At 54.0% G+C, this 22,476-nt stretch carries 19 protein-coding genes and 1 pseudogene; 3 read left to right on the top strand and 17 right to left on the bottom strand.

The window, feature by feature from the left end; all coding sequences use genetic code 11:
- Nucleotides 1-17 precede the first annotated feature (17 nt).
- The 12 genes and pseudogenes from dtpA to blr form a co-directional block, all read right to left on the bottom strand.
- Nucleotides 18-1,523: a dipeptide/tripeptide permease DtpA gene (dtpA, locus tag ACLW56_RS04350; RefSeq protein ID WP_330982594.1), complete on the bottom strand. Its 1,506-nt coding sequence runs from the start codon at nucleotides 1,521-1,523 to the stop codon at nucleotides 18-20.
- Between the two features lie 577 nt (nucleotides 1,524-2,100).
- Nucleotides 2,101-2,736, bottom strand: coding sequence for an endonuclease III (gene nth, locus ACLW56_RS04345; protein WP_330982593.1), 636 nt, complete (start codon nucleotides 2,734-2,736; stop codon nucleotides 2,101-2,103).
- The gene (locus ACLW56_RS04340; protein WP_330982592.1) at nucleotides 2,736-3,440 is read right to left on the bottom strand and encodes an electron transport complex subunit E; all 705 of its coding nucleotides are present in this window, start codon (nucleotides 3,438-3,440) and stop codon (nucleotides 2,736-2,738) included. Before ACLW56_RS04340 ends, nth begins: the two co-directional genes overlap by 1 nt.
- 3 nt (nucleotides 3,441-3,443) lie before the next feature.
- Nucleotides 3,444-4,064 carry an electron transport complex subunit RsxG gene (rsxG, locus tag ACLW56_RS04335; protein WP_330982591.1) on the bottom strand — a complete coding sequence of 207 codons (621 nt, stop codon included), beginning with the start codon at nucleotides 4,062-4,064 and terminating at the stop codon, nucleotides 3,444-3,446.
- 8 nt (nucleotides 4,065-4,072) lie between these two features.
- On the bottom strand, nucleotides 4,073-5,125 hold the full coding sequence (rsxD, locus tag ACLW56_RS04330) for an electron transport complex subunit RsxD (protein ID WP_330982590.1): 1,053 nt from the start codon (nucleotides 5,123-5,125) through the stop codon (nucleotides 4,073-4,075).
- Nucleotides 5,126-5,128: 3 nt separating this feature from the next.
- A pseudogene (rsxC, locus tag ACLW56_RS04325) lies at nucleotides 5,129-7,153 on the bottom strand (electron transport complex subunit RsxC); the annotation flags it as partial.
- Complete coding sequence (rsxB, locus tag ACLW56_RS04320) at nucleotides 7,146-7,724, bottom strand: electron transport complex subunit RsxB (protein ID WP_330982588.1); 579 nt, start codon at nucleotides 7,722-7,724, stop codon at nucleotides 7,146-7,148. The gene rsxB and the pseudogene rsxC, both read right to left, overlap by 8 nt.
- Nucleotides 7,724-8,305, bottom strand: coding sequence for an electron transport complex subunit RsxA (gene rsxA / locus ACLW56_RS04315; protein ID WP_110508395.1), 582 nt, complete (start codon nucleotides 8,303-8,305; stop codon nucleotides 7,724-7,726). Before rsxA ends, rsxB begins: the two co-directional genes overlap by 1 nt.
- A 77-nt stretch (nucleotides 8,306-8,382) precedes the next feature.
- On the bottom strand, nucleotides 8,383-8,811 hold the full coding sequence (locus ACLW56_RS04310) for a DUF2569 domain-containing protein (protein ID WP_330982587.1): 429 nt from the start codon (nucleotides 8,809-8,811) through the stop codon (nucleotides 8,383-8,385).
- 73 nt (nucleotides 8,812-8,884) lie between these two features.
- Nucleotides 8,885-9,100, bottom strand: coding sequence for a transcription modulator YdgT (gene ydgT / locus ACLW56_RS04305; protein ID WP_330982586.1), 216 nt, complete (start codon nucleotides 9,098-9,100; stop codon nucleotides 8,885-8,887).
- A 222-nt stretch (nucleotides 9,101-9,322) separates the two neighbouring features.
- Nucleotides 9,323-10,723 carry a GH1 family beta-glucosidase gene (locus ACLW56_RS04300; protein ID WP_330982585.1) on the bottom strand — a complete coding sequence of 467 codons (1,401 nt, stop codon included), beginning with the start codon at nucleotides 10,721-10,723 and terminating at the stop codon, nucleotides 9,323-9,325.
- A gap of 113 nt (nucleotides 10,724-10,836) precedes the next feature.
- Complete coding sequence (gene blr, locus ACLW56_RS04295) at nucleotides 10,837-10,977, bottom strand: division septum protein Blr (RefSeq protein WP_330982584.1); 141 nt, start codon at nucleotides 10,975-10,977, stop codon at nucleotides 10,837-10,839.
- Nucleotides 10,978-11,189: 212 nt separating this feature from the next.
- Here blr and ACLW56_RS04290 point away from each other — a divergent pair, with 212 nt between their 5' ends.
- The gene (locus ACLW56_RS04290; RefSeq protein WP_330982583.1) at nucleotides 11,190-12,230 is read left to right on the top strand and encodes an oxidoreductase; all 1,041 of its coding nucleotides are present in this window, start codon (nucleotides 11,190-11,192) and stop codon (nucleotides 12,228-12,230) included.
- Nucleotides 12,231-12,448: 218 nt separating this feature from the next.
- Here ACLW56_RS04290 and add read toward each other — a convergent pair whose 3' ends face one another.
- The 3 genes from add to malX all read right to left on the bottom strand — a co-directional run bounded on the left by add (nucleotide 12,449) and on the right by malX (nucleotide 16,385).
- A complete protein-coding gene (add, locus tag ACLW56_RS04285) occupies nucleotides 12,449-13,450 on the bottom strand; it encodes an adenosine deaminase (RefSeq protein ID WP_330982582.1) in 1,002 nt (333 codons plus the stop codon).
- Between the two features lie 98 nt (nucleotides 13,451-13,548).
- Entirely contained in the window at nucleotides 13,549-14,721 is a 1,173-nt protein-coding gene (locus tag ACLW56_RS04280) for a MalY/PatB family protein (RefSeq protein ID WP_330982581.1), read from the bottom strand.
- A 71-nt stretch (nucleotides 14,722-14,792) separates the two neighbouring features.
- Nucleotides 14,793-16,385, bottom strand: a complete 1,593-nt coding sequence (gene malX / locus ACLW56_RS04275) for a maltose/glucose-specific PTS transporter subunit IIBC (RefSeq protein WP_330982580.1) — start codon at nucleotides 16,383-16,385, stop codon at nucleotides 14,793-14,795.
- Between the two features lie 182 nt (nucleotides 16,386-16,567).
- Here malX and ACLW56_RS04270 point away from each other — a divergent pair, with 182 nt between their 5' ends.
- Nucleotides 16,568-17,596 carry a Mal regulon transcriptional regulator MalI gene (locus ACLW56_RS04270; RefSeq protein WP_330982579.1) on the top strand — a complete coding sequence of 343 codons (1,029 nt, stop codon included), beginning with the start codon at nucleotides 16,568-16,570 and terminating at the stop codon, nucleotides 17,594-17,596.
- Between the two features lie 30 nt (nucleotides 17,597-17,626).
- Here ACLW56_RS04270 and ACLW56_RS04265 read toward each other — a convergent pair whose 3' ends face one another.
- Nucleotides 17,627-19,204 (bottom strand): YdgA family protein, encoded by a 1,578-nt coding sequence (locus tag ACLW56_RS04265; RefSeq protein WP_330982578.1) that lies wholly within the window; start codon nucleotides 19,202-19,204, stop codon nucleotides 17,627-17,629.
- A gap of 225 nt (nucleotides 19,205-19,429) precedes the next feature.
- Nucleotides 19,430-20,608: a mannose-6-phosphate isomerase gene (manA, locus tag ACLW56_RS04260; protein ID WP_330982577.1), complete on the bottom strand. Its 1,179-nt coding sequence runs from the start codon at nucleotides 20,606-20,608 to the stop codon at nucleotides 19,430-19,432.
- A gap of 197 nt (nucleotides 20,609-20,805) precedes the next feature.
- Here manA and fumA point away from each other — a divergent pair, with 197 nt between their 5' ends.
- Complete coding sequence (gene fumA, locus ACLW56_RS04255; protein WP_330982576.1) at nucleotides 20,806-22,452, top strand: class I fumarate hydratase FumA; 1,647 nt, start codon at nucleotides 20,806-20,808, stop codon at nucleotides 22,450-22,452.
- Nucleotides 22,453-22,476 lie beyond the last annotated feature (24 nt).

Here is a 22,476-nt window from a genome sequence, read left to right as displayed (position 1 = left end):
TTTGTTTCCCGGAGGGGTTAAGCAGTGGCGGCTTCGCGAGCTTTCTCAGCAGCATCATCGCTCAGGGTCATACGGTTCAGTTTTGGTGCAGTCAGTAGCATCAGTACAGCGATAACCGCGGTGGCGATACCAATCTGCATGAACACATGGCCGTAGACATTCAGAGACAGCAGTGGGTCAGTCACGTTCTCAGGAACGGCCATCAGGTTCGCAATTTTACCTGCGATGATGGCTGCACCCGCAGTGGTCAGGAACCAGCTACCCATGATGAAGCCCATCAGACGCTGTGGAACCAGCTGTGCCACCATCGCCAGACCCAGACCGGAGATCATCAGTTCACCGATAGACTGCAGTGCGTAGCTCAGGATCAGCCAGTTGACAGACACGATACCGGCGTCAGTTGCAAACTTAGTCCCCAGTGGCAGCACCAGGAAGGCACCGGAGCACAGGACCATACCGATAGCAAATTTGTGCGGCATCGGCATACGGTCGCCCATCTTGTTATAGATAGCGGCCAGAATCGGGCTACCAATCATGATCCAGAATGGGTTCAGGGCCTGGAACTGCTCTGGCTCGAACGCGATACCCAGGATGGAGTGCTCAACGTTACGGATAGCGAAGAAGTTCAGGGAAGTCGGCATCTGGCTGTACAGCACGAAGAACACAATCGCTTCAACCATCAGGATGAACGCCACGATCATTTTACGACGTGCAGCACCCTGCATCGCGAAGGTTTCTTTGGCGAAGACACAAACGATACCCAGAGCGACAACGCCCAGAACCATACGAGCGATGCCCTGGTTATGCAGCAGCCAGGTAGCGATAGCGACCAGAACCACAACACCTGCGAGGGTTGCCAGCAGTTTACCGTAGTTAACCGGTGCGAAGTCAGGTTTAGAACCGTAGTTTTTCACCCACTTCTGGCAGAACGCAAAGTTCACAACGGTGATCAGCATCCCGACAACGCTCAGTGCGAACGCAGTGCTCCAGCCGTATTTCGCGGCGAGCCAGGGCGTTGCCAGCATAGAGAAGAAGGAACCGATGTTAATGGACATGTAGTACATGGTGAATGCACCGTCCAGACGCGGATCATCCTTGTCATAGCAGGTAGACAGCAGGGAAGACGGGTTCGCTTTGAACAGGCCATTACCGACAGCAATGGCGGCCATACCCATGTAAACCATACCGGCATCGTGGCCAGAGAAGGCCACCATCGAATAACCGATAGCCAGCACGATGGCACCCAGCATAATGACGCGTTTGGTACCCAGAACTTTATCACCCAGCCAGCCACCGACGGCAACCAGACCATAGACCAGAGCACTGAAAGAAGAGAACAGTGTGATGGAGTCTGCTTCGGACATCCCCAGTTGTTTAACCAGGTAAACAGCCATAATCCCTTGCAGGCCGTAATAACCAAAACGTTCCCAAAGTTCGATAGAGAAAATGAGATAGAACGCTTTAGGTTGTTTGAAAGCGTTCAGACTGACGCTTTCTGTTGGTTTGTTGTTTGCAGTAGACACATATACCTCTTTTTTTAAGTCCCGCAGTAACGGGGGTCATCCGGCGTGACGATCGTGGAGTCATCCGCCTTATAGTTATTCTTGGAGGGGAAAACGGCAGGTAATGTTCACTATCCTGGTCCATCACACAAGTGCTTTGTAATATTCTGTTACACATATCGAAGGCGTTATAATCGTCCGTTCATACAAATGTTATTCAGCGTTTAACTTCGCCGTTTCGTTTCTTCCAGATTTTTTCACTGTTGAAGTGGGGGTTTTATCGGCAAATGGCGATATGTTCTGCTGGTTTGTCCGTATTGCAGTGATATAGGCCAATAATCCGAAAATTAGTGGTGATATCTCTGGTTAAAAAACGGTTAACCACTGCATCGGCAAAGGCTTAAGCGTTTTCTCGTAACGATAATTTAACGTGATGTTATCGAAGTGATCTGTGTCACATTTGTATGGAAATTTTCGTTGAGAAAAAAACGATTAACCGGCCTGGGCGGTAAGCGGCCAGATCATCAGTTAGTCTTAGGCGTGATGTGTGGTCAATAAGACGGCAAAATCGCCGTGCGGGAACACGGCGTTGGCAGGGTCAGGCGTCGGTCTTCTCTTTGAATTCGCAAAGGTCTTCAATCAGGCAGGAGCCACAGCGGGGTTTGCGCGCAATGCAGGTATAACGTCCGTGCAGAATAAGCCAGTGATGACAATCCACTTTAAACTCAGCGGGAACCACTTTGAGCAGTTTCTCTTCGACCTGCTCGACGTTCTTACCGGGCGCAAAGTTAGTGCGGTTGCAGACGCGGAAGATGTGCGTATCGACAGCAATGGTTGGCCAGCCAAAGGCAGTATTTAGCACCACGTTCGCTGTTTTACGTCCGACACCGGGCAGGGCTTCGAGCGCCGCGCGATCTTCTGGCACTACGCTGCCGTGTTGTTCAATCAGGATTCGGCAGGTTTTAATCACGTTTTCGGCTTTGCTGTTAAACAGGCCGATGGTTTTGATGTACTCCTTCACACCGTCCACACCCAGCGCCAGCATGGCTTCGGGCGTATTGGCAACAGGGTACAATTTTGCAGTGGCTTTATTGACGCTGACGTCCGTTGCCTGCGCAGAAAGCAGCACGGCAATCAGCAGCTCAAACGGCGACGTAAAATTGAGTTCGGTCGTGGGGTGCGGGTTGTTGTCCCGCAATCGCGTGAGGATTTCCTGACGCTTCTCTTTGTTCATTACGCTTTCCCTGTCGTGGTTTTCACGTCCGGCGCCACTTCACAGTGATTTCTCACCGCGCTGGCTTTTTGTTTGGCCCGCTGATCAATCAGGTATTTTACGGCCAGCAGCATGCCAAGGCCAATAAAAGCACCGGGTGGCAGCATTGCCAACAGGAAAGGGGTATCGGTGTGGAAGACTTCAATGCGCAGCACTTTCGCCCAGCCGCCCAACAGCCCATCAGCGCCATCAAACAGCGTGCCGTTGCCCAAAATTTCGCGCAGCGAGCCCAGCACGAACATGGCGCAGGTTGCCCCCATGCCGATGGAGAATCCATCCAGTGCTGAAAGCATCGGCCCTTTTTTAGCCGCAAAAGCTTCGGCGCGACCGACCACAATACAGTTGGTCACAATCAGCGGAATAAAAATGCCAAGAGACTGATACAGCCCGAACGCATAGGCGTTGATCAGCATCTGCACACAGCTCACCACCGAGGCGATGATCATCACATAAATCGGGATACGAATTTCGGACGGCGTCCAGCGGCGAAGCAGCGAGATAAACAGGTTGGTCAGCGTCAGCACCAGCGTCGTTGCCAGGCCGAGACCGAGGGCGTTCGTCGCGGTGGAGGTCACCGCCAGCAGCGGGCAAAGACCCAGCAGTTGCACCAGTGACGAGTTGTTTTTCCATAATCCCTGGACAATAACGTCTTTAATTTCGCTCATGATTTACTCTTCGCAGGGGCTAAGTTCGTTGATCTGTGAGGGCAGGGTTTGCGCATACACCCCAGCACGCTTAACGGCATTCACTACGGCACGAGGGGTAATCGTCGCGCCAGTAAACTGGTCGAAATCACCGCCGTCTTTTTTCACTGCCCAATGACTGTCGTCCGCACCATGAATCATCTTCCCGGCAAAGCGAGTTATCCAGTCGGAATGGCGCATCTCGATTTTATCGCCAAGGCCAGGTGTCTCATGATGTTCCGTCACGCGCGAACCCAGTACTGTGCCGGTAAAGTCGGTACCGACCAGAAGCTGTATGGCTCCGGAATAGCCGTCCGGGGCGGTTGCTTCCATCACCACGGCGACCGGCGTGTCGTCTTTACGGGCGATATAAATCTTGTGGCTGCCTTTGCCAAGCGTTGGCTCGGTGACCACATAACAGCTTTTCAGCAAATCGTTATTATAGCGATCCTGCGGGACCACCTGGTCGAACAGGGCCATTTGCTGTTTAGCAGACTGCTGGTCGATGGTGCTTTTGGTCATCTGGTTGATGACTGCCGTCGCGCCCGTCGCGCCAGCGGCGAAAAGGGCAAGGGTGATACCGTGTTTGCGAATAGTCGTCAGCATGGTCTGTCTCAGCGATGTCCGTAAACGCGTGGGCGTGTGTAGTAATCAATCAGCGGAACGGTGATGTTCGCCAGCAAAGTGGCGAAAGCTACGCCGTCCGGATAGCCGCCGAAGCTGCGAATCAGCCAGACCAGCACGCCAGCCAGGGCACCGTAGAGCAGACGCCCCCGGTTAGTGGTTGAGGCCGTGACCGGGTCAGTCAGAATAAAGAATGCGCCCAGCATGGTTGCGCCTGAGAGCAAGTGCATCTGCGGCGAAGCAAGGCTTTCTGGCGAAAACACCCATCCCAGCGTGGAGCAGACCGCCAGCGTCAACAGGAAACTGACCGGAATGTGCCAGCGAATGGTGCGCTGCCACAGCAGGAACAGCCCGCCCAGCAGATAGGCCGCGTTTACCCACTGCCAGCCAATGCCCGCCAATGCGCCCTGATAAATGGCCGAATGCATAATCTCGTTCACGCTATGACCCGCGTGAAGCGACGTTTTAAAAGTATCGAGCGGCGTGGCCTGGCTGATGCCATCCACACCCATACGCAGTGTGTTGATATCCGCGCCTGTGGCAGTGTGGCCGGCAAAAATAATCTGCAAAGTGTCCAGCAGGTCTGGCGTCGTAATCGCGATGTCATGCGGCGGAAGCCAGGAGGTCATTTGCACCGGGAAAGAAATCAGCAACACGACATAGCCAATCATGGCCGGGTTAAACGGGTTATGCCCAAGACCGCCATACAACTGCTTGGCGATGATCACTGCGAAAGCTGTGCCGAGGACAATCATCCACCACGGCGCGAGCGAAGGAATACTGACTGCCAGTAACAGGCCTGTCAGTAACGCTGAGTTATCAGCCAAGGACTGAGCCATGTTCTGTTTACGCAGACGTACGATAGCGGCTTCCGCAACCCAGGCGGTCAGGCTGGCGATCACGATTTGAACGAGGGTGCCCCAACCAAAAAGCCAGGTCTGAACGGCGATGCCCGGAACCGTCGCCAGCAGGACCAACAGCATAATGCGTGAGGTCTGGCGATGGTTGTGGGTGTAAGGAGAGCTTGCGATTTTAAAAACCATTTATTCCTCGTTCACTGCCTGTTTTTCTGCTTTGCGTGCTTTCGCACGGGCGATAGCCGCTTCGACGGCGGCTTTACGCGGGTCGACGTTTTCAGCCGTAGGTTCATTGGCTGCTTGTTGTTCAGCTTTGCGAGCTTTGGCGCGAGCGATTGCAGCTTCAACAGCTGCTTTGCGTGGATCGACCGCTTCAGCCGCTGGTTCAGCAGGAGCCTGCTGTTCAGCTTTGCGAGCTTTAGCACGAGCGATTGCAGCTTCAACAGCTGCTTTGCGTGGATCGACCGCTTCAGCAGGAGCCTGTTGTTCAGCTTTGCGAGCTTTGGCGCGAGCAATTGCAGCTTCCACAGCCGCTTTATGCGGATCGGCAGATTCGCTGGTTGATGTTTCTGGCGCGGTATTCTGCTGCTTTTCTGTCTGAGCAGCACGAGCCTGAGCTTTACGAGCTTCGCGGGCGGCGATAACTGCGCTGTTATCCGGCTTTTCGCCAGCCTGAATGACAATTGGCTCGTTGGCCTGTTGCTGCTTTTCACGTACGCGGTTCAGGGCTGCATTGATAGCATCCTGACCCCTGGCGGCAGGTTGAACGGCAGCCTGTTTATGGCGCTCAAGTCGGGCCGCTTTTTCACGCTCAAGGCGTTCCTGACGAGCTTCAAAACGCGCTTTGGCGTCGGCAGCACGCTTCTCTTCCTGACGAATCGCAGCAATCTCGGCTTTCTCCTGGCGGAAATACTGCACCAGAGGAATATTACTTGGGCAAACCCAGGCACAGGCTCCGCATTCGATGCAATCCGCCAGATTGTGGGCGGTTGCTTTATCGTGCTGCTGGCCTTTACTGAACCAATAGAGCTGCTGTGGCAACAGATCGGCAGGGCAGGAGTCGGCACAGGCGCTGCAACGGATACAGCTTTTCTCTTCCTGGGTTTCGCCGATTTCATTCGCGGAAGGCGCCAGCAGACAGTTGGTGATTTTAACGACGGGCACATCCAGCCACGGCAGGGTAAAGCCCATCAGCGGGCCGCCCATGATCACCATCTGGTCAGAAGATGCGCAGAAACCGGCGTCTTCAAGCAGGTGACGAACAGGCGTGCCGAGGCGCGCCCAGACGTTGCCAGGGCGAGAAACGGCTTGCCCTGTCAGCGTCACAACACGCTCAGTCAGCGGTTCACCATCAATGACTGCACGTTTGACGGCAAAAGCGGTGCCGACGTTCTGCATCAGCACGCCGATATCGGAAGAACGGCCACCGTGAGGGACCTGTTTGCCGGTCAGAATTTGGGTAAGTTGCTTTGCGCCACCGGAAGGATATTTAGTTGGGATAACGCGCAGGCTAATGCCATGCGTTCCCTCAAGGACGGCACGCATCATGGAGATCGCCTGCGGTTTGTTGTCCTCGATGCCGATCAAAACCTGCTTAGGCTGCAGGATATGAGCAAGAATGCGCACCCCTTCGATGATTTGCGCCGCGCAGTCCTGCATCAGACGATCGTCTGCGGTGATGTACGGTTCGCATTCCGCCGCATTGATGATCAGCGTGTCAATTTTGTCGCCGCCGCCGCGCAGTTTTGTTCCTGTCGGGAAACCTGCGCCACCCAGCCCGGCCACGCCAAAATCGTGAATCCGTTCAATCAGCGCTTCACGGTCTTTCTGCTGCCAGTCGCTCCAGCCGTCACGCTCAATCCAGATATCTTCGCCGTCGGCTTCGATAATCACGCTCATCTCCGCCAGAGCGGAAGGATGTGCGGTGGAGTGGGGGGCAATGGCGACGACGATGCCAGACGTTGGGGCGTGAATAGGGAGCATACGGCCCCAGCCGCGCGTCAGCGGTTGCCCACGCAGCACGCGATCGCCGACCGCGACACTCAGCTCGCCTTCGCTGCCAATATGCTGCTTCAGCGGAATGACGTAGCGTTGTGCCAGAGGAACCTGGCGCAGCGGGGTGCCATTGGACTGGGTCTTCATTTCCGGCGGATGAATGCCGCCATCGAAGTCCCAGATTTTGTCCTTTCTGAACGCGGAAAATAACTTAAGCATGGTGTTCCACAGGAATAATACGGACCGGAATGGTTTGCAGATCCCACTTCCAGTTTTCGGTCGTCTCGACGACCGGGCGTAATTCAATACACTGCGTTGGGCAAGGGGCTACGCAGAGATTACAGCCGGTACAAAGGTCGCTCACTACGGTGTGCATGGCGCGAGTCGCACCGACAATGGCATCCACCGGGCAAGCCTGAATGCATTTGGTGCAGCCGATGCAGTTAGGTTCGTCAATGACGGCGAGCATACGTACTGGCTCAACGGCTTGTTCATCGCCGTCAATCGGCTGCGGCTCCACATTAAGTAACGTGGCGATTTTGAGCATCACCGCTTCGCCGCCTGGCGCACAGCGGTTAATTTTTTCGCCATTGCTTCCTACGGCTTCCGCATAAGGATGACAGCCGGGATAGCCGCACTGCCCACACTGGCTTTGCGGCAAAATTTCATCAATTTTTTCTACGATCGGGTCGTCTTCAACCGCAAAGCGGCGCGAAGCATATCCGAGAATGCCGCCAAAAATCAGGCCGAGCAGGCTAAGGGCGGCGATGGCAATCCACACTAACGTCATTACAACTTCACCAGTCCACTAAAGCCCATAAAGGCCAGAGACATCAGGCCTGCGGTTATCAGCGCAATGGCGTTACCCCGAAACGGAGCAGGCACATCGGCGACAACGAGGCGTTCACGGATGGCGGCAAACAACACCATCACCAGCGAAAACCCGACAGCGGCGGAAAAGCCGTACAGCGCGGATTGCAGGAAGTTATGCCCAAGGTTGATGTTGAGCAGCGCTACGCCAAGTACCGCGCAGTTGGTGGTGATCAGCGGCAGGAAAATACCCAACAGACGATAAAGCGCCGGGCTGGTTTTACGCACCACCATTTCGGTGAACTGCACCACCACGGCGATAACCAGAATAAAGGCCAGCGTGCGCAGGTAAATCAGGTTGAGCGGAATGAGGATCCAGGTGTCTATCAGCCACGCGCAGACCGAGGCCAGCGTCATCACGAAGGTGGTGGCGAGCCCCATTCCCATGGCCGTTTCCAGTTTTTTGGACACGCCCATAAACGGACACAGTCCAAGGAACTTCACCAGGACGAAGTTATTCACCAGAACAGTGCCGATAAAGAGCAGCAGGTAATCAGTCATATTGAGCCTGAAACGAAAAAAAGCCGCCCATTATCGGTCAAACCGCGTCAGGCGACAACAGATTATCTGTAGGGTTATTACGGGTTCACGAAGGTGCGTTTCACGCGGGCTGAGCGCTTAAAGTAGGGCACCAGCAGTGCGGTAGCCAGCAGCGGAAACAGCAGTTGACGCAAGGCCAGGGCATCGGAAACCGGCGCAAAGGCGAACGTTTTCACAGCCAACAGGACCATGATAAGTAACCAGATGATGTAATGTTTGGGCACCAGTTGACGACGTTTAAAGAAGGCGGCTGTGAGCCACAGGGTGTAGCACCACATAGCAATGCCGAACAAAAGTGAGAAGCCGATCAGTGCCAGGTTTGTCGTGCTCAACATCTTCAAATTGGCGACAAAGAGAACCCCGATAAAATTCAGCGTGGTCAGGGTGACACTTATCAGCGCCACCAGAAGCCATGCCAGCGGGGCCAGTAGCCAGCCCCCAATACGTTCTGCGGGTTGTGTTGTCATCACTACTCCTGAAAAGCGTCAGTCAAAAAGCAGGTCGGGAAGTATAAGCAACTGACGCGACAGAAAACAGTGTTTATTGCACGTAACGCCAGACTGTTTTGGGCACCTGGCCGATATCGAACAAGCGGCCGCCAGACACCAGTTCCGCGCGGCGATGATCGGCAGCACGGTACATATTGACGATTTCGTGGGTATCACTGATTGAGTAATTAAGGTGATCAAACAGTTTTTCCAGATTTTCGAGGGAACTTATTTTTCGGAATTTTAATAAATAGTCCTGAACGGTCATTTAGCGCGTTTCCATTTTATCGTATTGTATTTATTGGGTAAGAATAACCCTCTTTCAGCATTATCTGGCGGTTTACAGCCAAATGAGCTCGGGTAACTCGAACAGATTATTTCGGCTATAAATACCAAAAACAAGGACAGAAAGAGGTTCTGACAGTGTAAAATTTAAATTAAGAACTTTCTTGGGTAATAACAGGCGCCAGACGGCGCCTGGGAAAGAAGGTTAACGCTGTTCACCACGAGTGGCAATCACGTTTTGATACCAAAAAAAACTCTTCTTACGTTTTCGGGCAAGATTCTGATTATGATCAACATAAACGAAGCCGTACTGCTTTTTGTATCCGTTTAACCAACTGAGTAAATCAATAAACGACCAGGGATAATATCCACGCACATCTGCGCCTTGCTGCATTGCGTTTTCCATTGCCTCAATATGCATTTTTAAATAATCAATGCGTGGATCATCTACAATCTCACCATTAATTATCGGGTCTTTTGCGCCCAGACCATTTTCCGTGATGTACATCGGAACATTGCCGTAGCGTTCGTTGATCATCATGATGCCATCGGTCAAACCCTGCGGCCAGATTTCCCAGTCCCAGTCGGTGTATACGCCATTCGGGTTACGCACAAACTTGAACAGATTTTTGAAGCCAAATTCGTTGCCGCTGTTTGGTTCGCCATCATGGTTGCTGGCCGTTTTGGTTTCATCTGGGTTGGCGACCACCGTTTCACGACGATAATAGTTAAGCCCAATGAAGTCGCAGAGGTGATTGCGCAGCAGTTCGTCGTCGCCAGCTTCAAAGTGCGGAACGCCCCACAATGCCTGCGTTTGTGCCAGCAGCGCCTGCGGATATTCCCCTTTTAACACTGGGTCATACAGCCAGTGGGTATGAATCGCATCGGCAATGTCCGTCGCAATTTTATCTTCGGCGCTGTCAGTCAGGGCAGTGTGCGGTTGCAGCACGTTCACAAAACCAATCTGACCCGCCACGTTCATTTCACGGAACGCTTTCACCGCCAGCGCGTGAGCGATAAACACCTGATGACAGGCCTGAACGGCTCTTGCCGGGTCACGGACAGAAGGAGGGTGGCTACCGGTAATGTAACCATGACCGATAAACACGATGGTTTCGTTGAACGTTGCCCACAGCTTCACGCGGTCGCCGTAGCGGGAATAACACAAGCGCGCGTATTCTTCGAAGGCTGTCGCTGTGGAGCGAACTTCCCAGCCGCCTTCATCCTGCAAGGCCTGCGGTAAATCCCAGTGATACAAGGTAATCATCGGCTCGATGTTATGTGCCAGCAACGTGTCGATCAGGTCGCTGTAAAACTTCACGCCGGCTTCATTCACCTTGCCACGTCCCTCAGGCAACAGGCGAGGCCAGGAAATAGAAAAACGGTAGCTTTGCAGCCCCATTTCCGCCATCAACGCGACATCTTCCTGCATGCGGTGATAGTGATCGACGGCGACATCGCCATTGGTGTTTTGCCAGGTGGTGCCGGGGAGATGAGAGAACACGTCCCAGATGGAAAGACCTTTGCCGTCTTCGTTGTGTGCGCCTTCAACCTGATAAGCGGCGGTTGCCGCGCCCCAGAGAAAGTCTTTCGGAAATACAGCCATGACATGCTCCTTATCGATGAGATAACGAGAGTTTACGAAGTCAGGCTTTGAATCTGCAACCGGTTTCAGAAACCGGTTACATAGTTGCGATCGCTATCACTTTCTGCGGTGATTTATTTAGGCTGATTCGCCACGGCAGGGGGCTCAGGGGCCTTGTAGTTGTCAATATGATGCGCTGCAACCAGCAGCAAAACGCACACTCCCAGCACAATCCAGCCAACCAACTCGACGATGCGATTAAATACCATAGTCATAACAATCACTGTCCCAAAATATCCAGATTGCAAATGTTACCAGGAACATGTGATCCATGCCAGGGCCGGAAGCGCACAAAGTGTCTCTTTTTTGACCTTTTGCCGAAAGTTGCGCCGATTGCGCAAATCGAAGGGGGATAATGTTAATAAGGAGTTGTGAGGTGCCGGCAGATGTTGTGAAATGACAGACCTCCACAGATGAGGGCTACAAGATGAGCGACACTATCCGCGTCGGATTAATAGGGTACGGCTACGCGAGCAAAACGTTCCACGCGCCGTTGATTAGCGGCACGCCGGGCATGGAACTGGCGGCTGTTTCCAGTAGTGATGAAGCGAAAGTTAAAGCGGACTGGCCGGGCGTTAAAGTGGTCTCCGAACCCAAACATCTGTTCAATGATCCGAGCATTGACCTGATTGTTATCCCCACCCCCAATGACACGCACTTCCCGTTAGCCAAAGCGGCGCTGGAAGCGGGCAAACATGTGGTGGTCGATAAGCCTTTTACCGTGACACTGTCACAAGCGCGTGAGCTGGATGCCCTGGCGCGCAGCCTTGGGCGCCTGTTATCCGTGTTCCACAACCGTCGCTGGGACAGTGATTTCCTGACCGTCAAAGCGCTAATCGCCGAAGGCACGCTGGGTGAAGTGGCTTACTTTGAGTCGCATTTCGATCGTTATCGCCCTGAAGTCCGTAACCGCTGGCGTGAGCAAGGCGGCCCGGGCAGCGGCATTTGGTACGATTTAGGCCCGCATCTGCTCGACCAGGCCATTTCACTGTTCGGCTTGCCGGTCAGCCTGAATGTCGATCTGGCGCAGCTGCGCCCTGGCGCGCAATCAACCGACTATTTCCATGCGGTACTGACTTACCCGCAACGTCGCATTGTGCTGCACGGCACTCTGCTGGCAGCCGCCGAAACGGCGCGTTATATCGTGCACGGTTCACGTGCGAGCTATGTGAAATACGGTCTGGATCCGCAGGAAGAACGCCTGAAAAACGGGGAGCGACTGCCGCAGGAAGACTGGGGTTATGACATGCGTGATGGCGTGGTGACCCGTGTTGATGGCGAGGAACGTCTCGAAGAAACCTGGTTAACCGTTCCGGGTAACTATCCAGCTTACTACGCAGGGATTCGGGATGCGCTGAACGGCAGCGGTGAAAACCCGGTGCCAGCAAGCCAGGCCATCCAGATTATGGAACTGATTGAGTTGGGCATTGAATCGGCGAAGCATCGCGCGACGCTGAGTTTGACCTGATTCCCGCCAAAAAACGAAGCCGCTCATTGAGCGGCTTGAGAGTAATGACAAACCTCCAACAAATGAAGATTTGTCATAGGTCATCGAACAAAAAATAAGGAAAATCAATTCATTGATTTTCGGCTGCTCACCACAAAGAAGGAAAAACCACGCTTTTTCCTTCTTTGTCAGCAATCTGAAGCCGCTCATTGAGCGGCTTTTTTTATGCAGAATGGCAATCAGGCTGCTTTTACTTTCTCAATCAACGCCTGTTTTTCCTGAGCGGAGAGAAAAGCAATTTCCAGCCCATTGATCTGCGCCTGACGAATTTGCGCCGCAGACAAGCCTGCTTCCGGAGCCGCGATTTCATACTCGTGAATGATATCGACACCCTGAACCGCAGGGTCATCTGTATTCAGGCTCGCCAGAACGCCGTGTTCGAGGAGCGTTTTCAGCGGATGGCGTGCAAGCGTTGGCACAGTGCTGGTCTGAATGTTTGACGTCAGACAAGATTCAATCCCGATGCGTTGTTCCGCCAGGAAGTCCATCAATGCGGGATCTTCAACAGCTTTCACACCATGTCCAATACGTTCCGCCCCAAGTTCACGGATGGCCTGCCAGATACTTTCCGGGCCAGCTGCTTCACCAGCGTGAACGGTAATACGCCAGCCCGCATCACGAGCGCGGTTAAAGTGATTGAGGAACAGGCTGCCCGGGAAACCGAGTTCGTCACCGGCCAGATCAAGGGCAGTAATGCTGTCGCGATGAGCGAGCAGGGCGTTAAGTTCTTGCTCGCAGGCGGTTTCGCCAAAGGTGCGGCTCATAATGCCAATCAGATTCGCTTTGACCGGGAAATCTTTGCAGCCTTGCTGCACACCCGCAATAACGGCTTCTACCACACCGGCAACAGGCAGGCCGTGGGTCATAGCCATATAGCCGGGGGAAAAACGCAGTTCGACATAGTGCAGGCCATTACGTGCAGCATCTTCGATGTTTTCATAAGCGACGCGGCGGCAGGCATCAAGATCGGCCAGCACTTTCACGCCCCAGTCGAGTTTACTGAGGAAGCTGACCAAATCGGGTTCCAGGCTGGTGACCTGAACATGAGGACGTAATGTTTCCACGGTGGTGGCAGGCAGAACAATATTATGCTGGCGACCGAGTTCGAGAATGGTTTGTGCGCGGATGTTGCCGTCAAGGTGGCGGTGAATATCAGTCAGGGGCAGGTCTTTATGAATCATGGTCGCACTCTTTTTTTAGGTAAAGTGCGACTCATTATAAATTCAAATACGTTCAAAAAGCTATTTTGCGCAACTAAAAATAGCGTTGCGCAACTTAATTAGCGAACGGCATGCAGCGCGTTGATTAAGCCCTGAACACCTTTTTCGAGTTTGCTGCGTGGGCAACCGGCATTAAGACGTACAAAGCCATTACCTTCTTCGCCGTAGGTATAGCCCGGCATGATGGCGACTTTCTGTTGCTCAATCAGCACTTTTTGCAGCAACTTGTCGTCAATGTGCAGTGGGCGAAGGTCAATCCAGGCCAGGTAAGTGGACTCCGGCGGCTGCCAGTTCAGTTCAGGAAAAGCGGCGTTCAGCTCACAGGCAATAAAGCGCATGTTGCCTTGCAGGTAATCACGCAGCGCATCCAGCCAGTCTTCACCTTCGGTATAGGCCGCAATATGGGCCACCAGAGCAGGAACCGAAGGGGAAGACAACCCATCGCGACCTTTTAAGGCGTTGAGATAAGCCGTGCGTGAGGTCTCATTGCCAATCAGGCCATAAGCCCCCGTCAGTGCCGGGATGTTGAAACTTTTGGAACCGGAAGTGAACAATGCCCAGTCATTACCCGCCACGTCACACCATGGAATGTGTTGACGACCATTCCAGGTCATATCCATGTGAATTTCATCGCTGATAACGCGCACACCATGTTTCTCACAGAGTGCCGCCATGGTGGTCAGTTCTTCACGCGTCCAGACTTTACCGGTGGGATTATGCGGACTGCACAGCAGCAGGATTTTATTCTCTGGCTGAGAGAGCGCCGTTTCCAGCAGCGTCATGTCGCACTGCCAGCCTTCGGCTGTTTGATGCAGTGGCACCGCAGCGACTTTGCGACCGTTACCTTCAATGGCTTTATAAAACGCATCGTAAGCCGGGGTTTGAACCACGATGCCGTCACCGGCATTCGACCACTGGCGGATCAGTTCGGCCACCATATAAATCACGGAAGGGCCGTACACCACGTGTTCAGGGTTGATGCGGCTGTTGAAGCGTTGCTGGTACCAGTGCTGAATGGCGCCCAGAAACTCGTCGTTTTTCCAGCGGCTGTAGCCCAGCACGCCGTGGCTCAGGCGCTTGCTGATGGCGTCAATCACGCAAGGGGCCGTGGCGAAGTCCATATCCGAAATGGTAAAGGGCAGAAGATCGGCTGCGCCAAAGCGGTCGGCAACGTAGTCCCATTGTGTGCACCAGGTGCCGTGGCGATCGATAACCGTCGAGAAGTCAAACATCGGAAACTCCATTTCAGTCAAACAGGAGGGGAAAACATTGTCCCCCTTCAGGGCGAAGGGGGAAAGGGGAATTACGCTTCTACACTGTGCATCAGCGTGGCAATTTCATCTTTAACCGACTGAACCTGAGTGCCGATGACGACCTGCAGGCTGGTCTGGTTCAGCTTGATAACGCCAATGGCGCGGTTGGCTTTCAGCGCAGCGTCATCGACTTTGCTCATATCAATAACGGACAGACGCAGACGAGTCAGGCAGTTGTCGAGGCTGGAAATATTATCTGCTCCGCCCAACGCAGCAAGGATTGCCGGAGAGTTGTAACCCGATTTACCGGCCACGCCTGCAACTGCTGTTTCAACCGCACTTGAAGTGTCAGTATCACGACCTGGGGTCTTGATGTTGAAGCGAGTAATCGCGAAGCGGAAAATGGCGTAGTAGGCCACAAACCAGATAGCCGCCACAACCGGCACCAGATACCACTTGGTCGCCAGACCGTGCAGGATACCGAAGACCACAAAGTCGATAATGTTGCCGTCGGTGTTACCGATAGTCACACCCAGCACCGCCATGATGGTGAAGCCCAGACCCGTTAGCAGCGCGTGGATAACGTACAGCACTGGAGCCACGAACAGGAACAGGAATTCCAGTGGTTCAGTGGTGCCGCCAACCACACAGGCGATCACGCCGGAGATCAGCAGGCCTTTAATTTTGTGACGGTTTTCAGGGCGAGCACAGTGATACATCGCCAGCGCCGCACCAGGCAGGCCGCCGAGGAATGCCGGCATTTTACCCTGAGACAGGAAGCGGGTCGCGCTTTCAGAGAAACCGTGAGTAGTCGGGCAGTTCAGCTGCGCCTGGAAAATGGTCAGTGCGCCGCTTACCGAATGGCCGCAGACGTCCATCGTGCCGCCCGCTTCGGTGAAGCGAATCAGGGCTACCAGAATGTGGTGCAGGCCGAAAGGTAACAGCAGACGCTCACCGGTACCGAAAATCATCGGACCAAACTCGCCAGCGCCGTTGATAACATAGCCCAGGCCGTTAATGCCTTTAGCAAAGAAAGGCCAAATCATTGGGATCGCCAGACCAACCAGACCCATCACCACGGTAGTGATAATAGGGACGAAGCGGGTACCGCCGAAGAACGCCAGCGCATCTGGCAGGCGGATAGCGTGGAAACGGTCATGCAGCAGCCAGACGATAACGCCGCAAATTACCGCACCCAGGATCCCGGTGTCGATGGACTGAATACCGATGATGTTCTGGATGTTGTTTGCTTTCAGCACCAGCGCATCGGTGGTCGGCAGAATGCCTTTCGCGGTCAGGGAAAAGTTAACCGCCAGGTTCATCACCGCATAGCCAACGAAACCGGCAAAGGCGGCAACGCCTTTGTTGTCACGCGCCAGGCCCAGTGGGATGGCGATACAGAACATCACGGGCAGGAAGGTAAAGGCGAAGGAGCCCATTTTCCCCATCCAGATAAACACGGCCTGCAGGAATGGCGTGTCGAGCCACGGAAGCAGAGTGGTGACGTCATGGCTGCTCAGGGAGCTGCCAATGCCCATCATGATCCCGCAGAAAGAAAGAAGGGCTACCGGCAGCATAAAGGTCTTGCCTAGCTGCTGGAAAAACTCCCAGAGAGTAATTTTGGGTGCTGCTTTTGTCGTCATGTAACGACTCCTTAACCTGGAGAAAAAGTTGCTGTTGTTGGTTTTTAGAACACGGATGACAAGATAAAACGTTTAACCCAATTTTAGTGCGAGCAATATCACATAATCGTACGATGATTAGGTTTATAAAGGTAACTCATTGATAAAACGTTTTAGCACATGCAGGGAGTGGCTCGCGGGTTATGGCTATCGCAAAGAAAATCACCATTAACGATGTGGCACATGCGGCGGGCGTTTCTGTTGCGACCGTGTCATTGGTGTTAAGTGGTAAAGGCCGTATTTCGCAGGCGACAGGGGAAAGGGTTAACCACGCGATTGAGCAACTGGGGTTCGTGCGTAACCGCCAGGCAGCCTCACTGAGGGGCGGGCAGTCCGGGGTGATTGGACTGATTGTCGGCGATCTCTCCGCACCCTTTTATGCTGATCTGGCCGCTGGGCTGATTGAGTCGCTGGAGTCGCAAGGCAAAATCGTGTTTCTCACTCAAGGTGGGCGTAAAGGCGAGCACATGTTGCAACGCTTTGATGCCCTGGTCTCCCAGGGCGTAGACGGCGTGGTGATTGCCGGCGCTGTAGATAGGGCTGCGGAGCTGCGCGATAAAGCCGATGAGAACGCGATTCCGCTGGTGTTTGCTTCGCGGGCCAGCTATCTGGACGATGTCGATCTGATTCGTCCGGACAACATGCAGGCCGCGCAGTTGATAACCGAACATCTTATTCGTCGTGGGCACCAGCGCATTGCGTGGCTGGGCGGCCAAAGTGCATCGTTAACGCGTGCTGAGCGGGTTGGCGGCTATTGCGCCACGCTGCTGAAATTTGGCTTACCGTTTCACAGTGACTGGGTGGTGGAGTGTGAAACCAGCCAGAAACAGGCCTCACAGGCGTTATCAAAATTATTACGTCACAACCCAACGATTACTGCTGTGGTCTGTTACAACAGCGTGGTGGCGATGGGCGCATGGCTTGGCCTGATGCGGTCCGGCTGGCAGAGTGGTGAAGAGGGCGTGGACAGCTACTATGACAAACGCGTGGCATTGGCGGCATTTGCGGAAGTCCCTGAAGAAGATCTTGATGATGCGCCAATGAGCTGGGTGATTACGCCTGCGCGAGAAATGGGGCAGCAAGTGGCGGAACGAGTCCTGCAAAGGATAAGAGAAGAAAAGAGCGCGGCGCGTAATCAGATTATGCCGCCGCGTCTGGTCAAACAGCAGTAATACCGGCAGGCTGGCTGCCGGTAGTCAGACTTAATCCGGGCTGTCTGATGGGGTTTCCGGGAGATCAGCCGGTGGCTGAGGAGCAGCTTGTCCCGGCTGAGCCGGAGTTGCATCCCCTTGTGGTACTGGCACCGCGATATCCGGTACACCAAACATGCCAACGAAATCAGCCAGCGGCATTTTGTCACCGTTCAGCGTGACCTGACCGTTAGCATATTGCAGGCTTGCCTGAATATTGTTGTCCTGCTGAGTGGTAATGCGGAACATCTGTCCCATTGCCGCCAGGCCTTTTACCTGCTGGCTGGCGAGCTTCTCAGCATCCGCCTGCTGATAGCCTTCCAGACGCGCGACCTGAGTCATAAACTCCGTCGCCATATCCATCGGGATAACCAGTTTGCTGTCGAGCGATTTCACGCTGCGATCCACTTCCTGCGCCAGCGTTTGCGGTGCGGTGGTGGCCTGTGACGGATCTTTCAGGAACAACGACAGATTAAAGGTGGTTTCACCCTTGCTGTTTTTCCAGCTCAGCGGCGCAATGGTCACCACTGGCTCGCCTTTCAGCAGCAGCGGCAGGGCACCGAAGAAGGCTTCAGTCACTTTCTGCTGATACACTTCCGGGTTCTGCATCACGTCCGGCTGGCCTAACAGCGCCTGAACCTGGCCGCTATACTGCTGGCTGAACTGGTGCCAGGCCTGGCCATCAATCTGGCCGACTTTCAGCGCCAGCTTGCCGCTGCCCATATCCTGACCCTGCAGCTTCAGGCTGTTGAGGGTGTAGTTCAGCGTGCTATCGATGGTTTTGCCGTCTTTCGACAGGTCGGCATTGCCGTCGAGGGTCGTGCCTTCCATCACCGCCAGCTCTTTGCCTTCAACGGCAATGGCCACTTTATCCAGCGTCATTTTCTGGCTGCCGATGCGCTCATTGAAGCTGGTCAGCTTGCTGTTGCCTTCGGTCTTCAGATTGTTGAAGGTTAACTGCACCTTCTGATTGTATTCATTAACCGCATTCACCAGGCCGCTTTCGGCATTGCCGCTCAGCGACAAAACGTTACCTTGCTGGTCGGCGTTAAGTTCGAACTCACCACCACTGAACGCAACTTTCTCTTCGCCTTTCTCGTCATTCAGCGCTTTGAGACTGATGTCCGAACGGGTGTCGCCGGAGTAGCTGATGCGGGTGCTGATATCAAACGGCGACTGGCCTTTTGCGATATCAAACAGATGTTGGCTGGCTTCATTTTTCACCAGCACCGTGTCGACGGTTGCCATCGCCGGCGCGAGGTTAAAGTGTTTCAGCGACGCTAACGGGAAGGGGCCGTGAGAGACATTTTCGTCCAGAACGACAGTCTGGTCCGGTTTGAGCCAGCTGCTTTTCGCGCCATCTGCCGGTTTGACAACCATCTGCAACTGGCTGCTGAATACGCCGCGCTGATAGTTCTGGTACGCCAACTGCAGACCTGCTTCCGGTGCATTGCTTGCGAGCTGCGCATTTGCCTGCGCAACCATATCGGCGATGCGGCCTTCAAGTTGCTTACCGGTATACCAGGAGCCCCCGGTCCATACCACTCCTAAAGCCACAATGACGCCAACGGCAACCAGCGATTTTTTCATAGTGTTTGTCCATAAATGAAAACAGGCGGATAAACCCAGCCCCAGACTGATGACAAACCTCATGCCAGCACGGTAAGAGAAGATGCCGCCAGATAATAAAAAGGAAAATCAATCGATTGATTTTCGGCTGATAATCACAAAGAAGGAAAAACCACGTTTTATCCTTCTTTGTCAGCGATTTCAGGCAGCCTCAAGCTTAGCAAGAGTTACCTGAATGTTCAGTATTTACTTAAGCTTATTGTAAACGCGGGCTACGCGTCCAACGCCGCTCAGACTGACCGGAGACTCGTTCGCAGCCACAAAAGCAGATTCACCCGCTTTCAGGGCCAACTGCTGCTCGCCTTTACGCAGAACCGCTTCGCCTTCCACACAGAACAAGATCGCCGCGCTTTGTTGCGCCACTTCCGCGCCAGCGGTGTTGAGGTCGTGCAGGGAGAAGGCGAAATCGTCGACCGGAATCGGAAAGTCCAGTTCCGCACCGTGTTTGGCGGGTTGCGTCAGCAACTCTGCGGCGGGTTTCGGGGTGAATTTCACATTCGCCACCAGTTCCGGAATATCAATATATTTCGGCGTCAACCCTGCACGCAGCACGTTATCCGAGTTCGCCATCACTTCCAGCGCCACGCCTTGCAGATAAGCATGCGGCGTTTCAGCAAACAGGAACATGGCTTCGCCTGGATTCAGTTTCACCACGTTCAGCAGCAGCGGAGAGAACAAGCCGCTGTCATCCGGGTAGAACTGAGCGATAAAGCGAATGGTCTCCCACGGCTCGCCCTGTTGGCTGTTGAGTGCCGCTTTCAGCACGCCCAGCGCACGAGATTTTTCTTCGCCTTGCATATTGAGCAGGCTGGCGAACAGCTGGCTCAGACGCTCAGCGTTGGGCTCCTGCAGGAAATGCGCAATAGAAGTATGGGCACCAGACACCGGCTGAAGCAGAGAAACGATATCGGAGAACTCGCGGAAGGCGTTCATCGCGAGGTACGGGGTGAGGGCGAACACCAGCTCCGGTTTGTGATTAGGGTCTTTGTAGTTACGCTCTGCCGCGTCCAGCGGAATGCCAGCAGCGTTCTCTTTGGCAAAACCTTCTTCAGAAGCTTTCTTGTTCGGGTGAACCTGAATCGAAAGCGGGTTATCAGCGCAAAGCACTTTAAACAGGAACGGCAGTTCGCCAAAACGGGTAGCAACTTCGTTGCCCAGCAGCGCGGATTTATCGGCATCTATGACATCACGCAGGCTCTGCAGCTGGCCGTTAGCATCGGTGATTTTTGAGCTGCTCTTCGGGTGCGCACCCATCCACAACTCTGCCATCGGCAGGTGTTCCGGGTTGGCGATACCGTAGAGTTCCGTTAACGCACTTTTGCTGCCCCAGGCATAGTTCTGCACGGAGTTAATGAGTTTTTGCATTATCAAGCCCTGTATTCAAAGGAATTATCTGCCGTTATTAAACCAATAAACCGCGCGGATGTAACCCACTCCCGGAAAAAGTCGTCCTTGTCTCAGTTTTTGTTAAAAAATTGTGTAGGATAAGCGGACTCGCTTTTCCCAGGGCAGGCGGAACGTTGCCCGATAAATAATCAGCTAATGTCGTAAGTGAGAGCACAATGTCGAACAAACCTTTTGTCTATCAGGATCCTTTTCCGCTGAAAAAGGATGACACTGAGTACTACCTTCTCAGTAAAGACCATGTCTCCGTGGCCGAATTCGAAGGCCAACAAATCCTCAAAGTTGACCCACAGGCGCTGACGTTGTTGGCCAAACATGCGTTTCACGACGCATCGTTCATGCTGCGTCCGGCGCATCAGCAGCAGGTCGCGGATATTCTTAACGACCCGGAAGCCAGTGAAAACGATAAGTACGTGGCGCTGCAGTTCCTGCGTAACTCGGATATCGCGGCGAAAGGCATTCTGCCGACCTGCCAGGACACCGGCACGGCCATCATTGTTGGCAAAAAAGGCCAGCGAGTCTGGACCGGCGGCGGTGATGAAGCTGCGTTAGCACGCGGGGTTTACGACACCTACATCGAAGACAACCTGCGTTACTCGCAGAACGCGCCGCTGGATATGTACAAAGAAGTGAACACCAGCACCAACCTGCCCGCACAGATTGACCTCTACAGCGTAGACGGTGACGAGTACAAATTCCTCTGCATCGCCAAAGGCGGCGGTTCAGCGAACAAAACCTATCTGTACCAGGAAACCAAAGCGCTGATCACCCCGGCGAAACTGAAGAATTACCTGGTGGATAAAATGCGCACCCTGGGCACCGCGGCTTGCCCGCCGTACCACATTGCGTTTGTTATCGGCGGCACGTCCGCAGAAGCGACGCTGAAAACCGTTAAGCTTGCCTCCACTAAGTATTACGACGGTTTGCCAACCGAAGGGAACGAGCACGGTCAGGCGTTCCGCGACATCGAACTGGAAAAAGAACTGTTGCTGGAAGCGCAGAATCTAGGCCTGGGCGCACAGTTCGGTGGCAAGTACTTTGCCCACGATATTCGTGTTGTTCGTCTGCCACGTCACGGCGCATCCTGCCCGGTCGGGATGGGCGTGTCCTGTTCCGCAGACCGTAATATCAAAGCGAAGATTAACCGCGAAGGCGTGTGGATCGAGAAACTTGAGCACAATCCGGGGAAATACATTCCCGAAGAACTGCGCAATGCAGGCGAGGGCGAAGCCGTACGCATCGACCTGAACCGTCCGATGAAAGATATTCTCGCCCAGCTTTCTGATTTCCCGGTATCCACGCGCTTGTCGCTGAACGGCACCATCATCGTGGCGCGCGATATTGCCCATGCCAAACTCAAAGAGCGCATGGACAACGGTGAAGGGCTGCCGCAGTACGTGAAAGATCACCCAATCTATTACGCAGGTCCGGCGAAAACTCCGGAAGGTTATGCGTCAGGTTCACTTGGCCCAACCACCGCAGGGCGTATGGATTCGTATGTTGATCAGCTTCAGGCGGAAGGCGGCAGCATGATCATGCTCGCCAAAGGCAACCGCAGCCAGCAGGTGACCGACGCGTGTCATAAACACGGCGGTTTCTATCTGGGCAGCATCGGCGGCCCGGCCGCAGTGCTGGCGCAGGGCAGTATCAAGAGTCTGGAATGCGTGGAATACCCGGAACTGGGAATGGAAGCTATCTGGAAAATCGAAGTCGAAGACTTCCCGGCGTTCATCCTTGTGGATGACAAAGGCAACGATTTCTTCCAGCAGATTAAACCTGGGCAGTGCTCTGCCTGTCTGAAATAACCCTCTCGCCCGGCGGCGCTCACG

Source organism: Pantoea sp. sgz302252 (assembly GCF_047713085.1).
Lineage (GTDB): Bacteria > Pseudomonadota > Gammaproteobacteria > Enterobacterales > Enterobacteriaceae > Scandinavium.
Note: the sequence above shows the minus strand (reverse complement) of the source record. Positions and strands in the feature narration are given on the sequence as shown.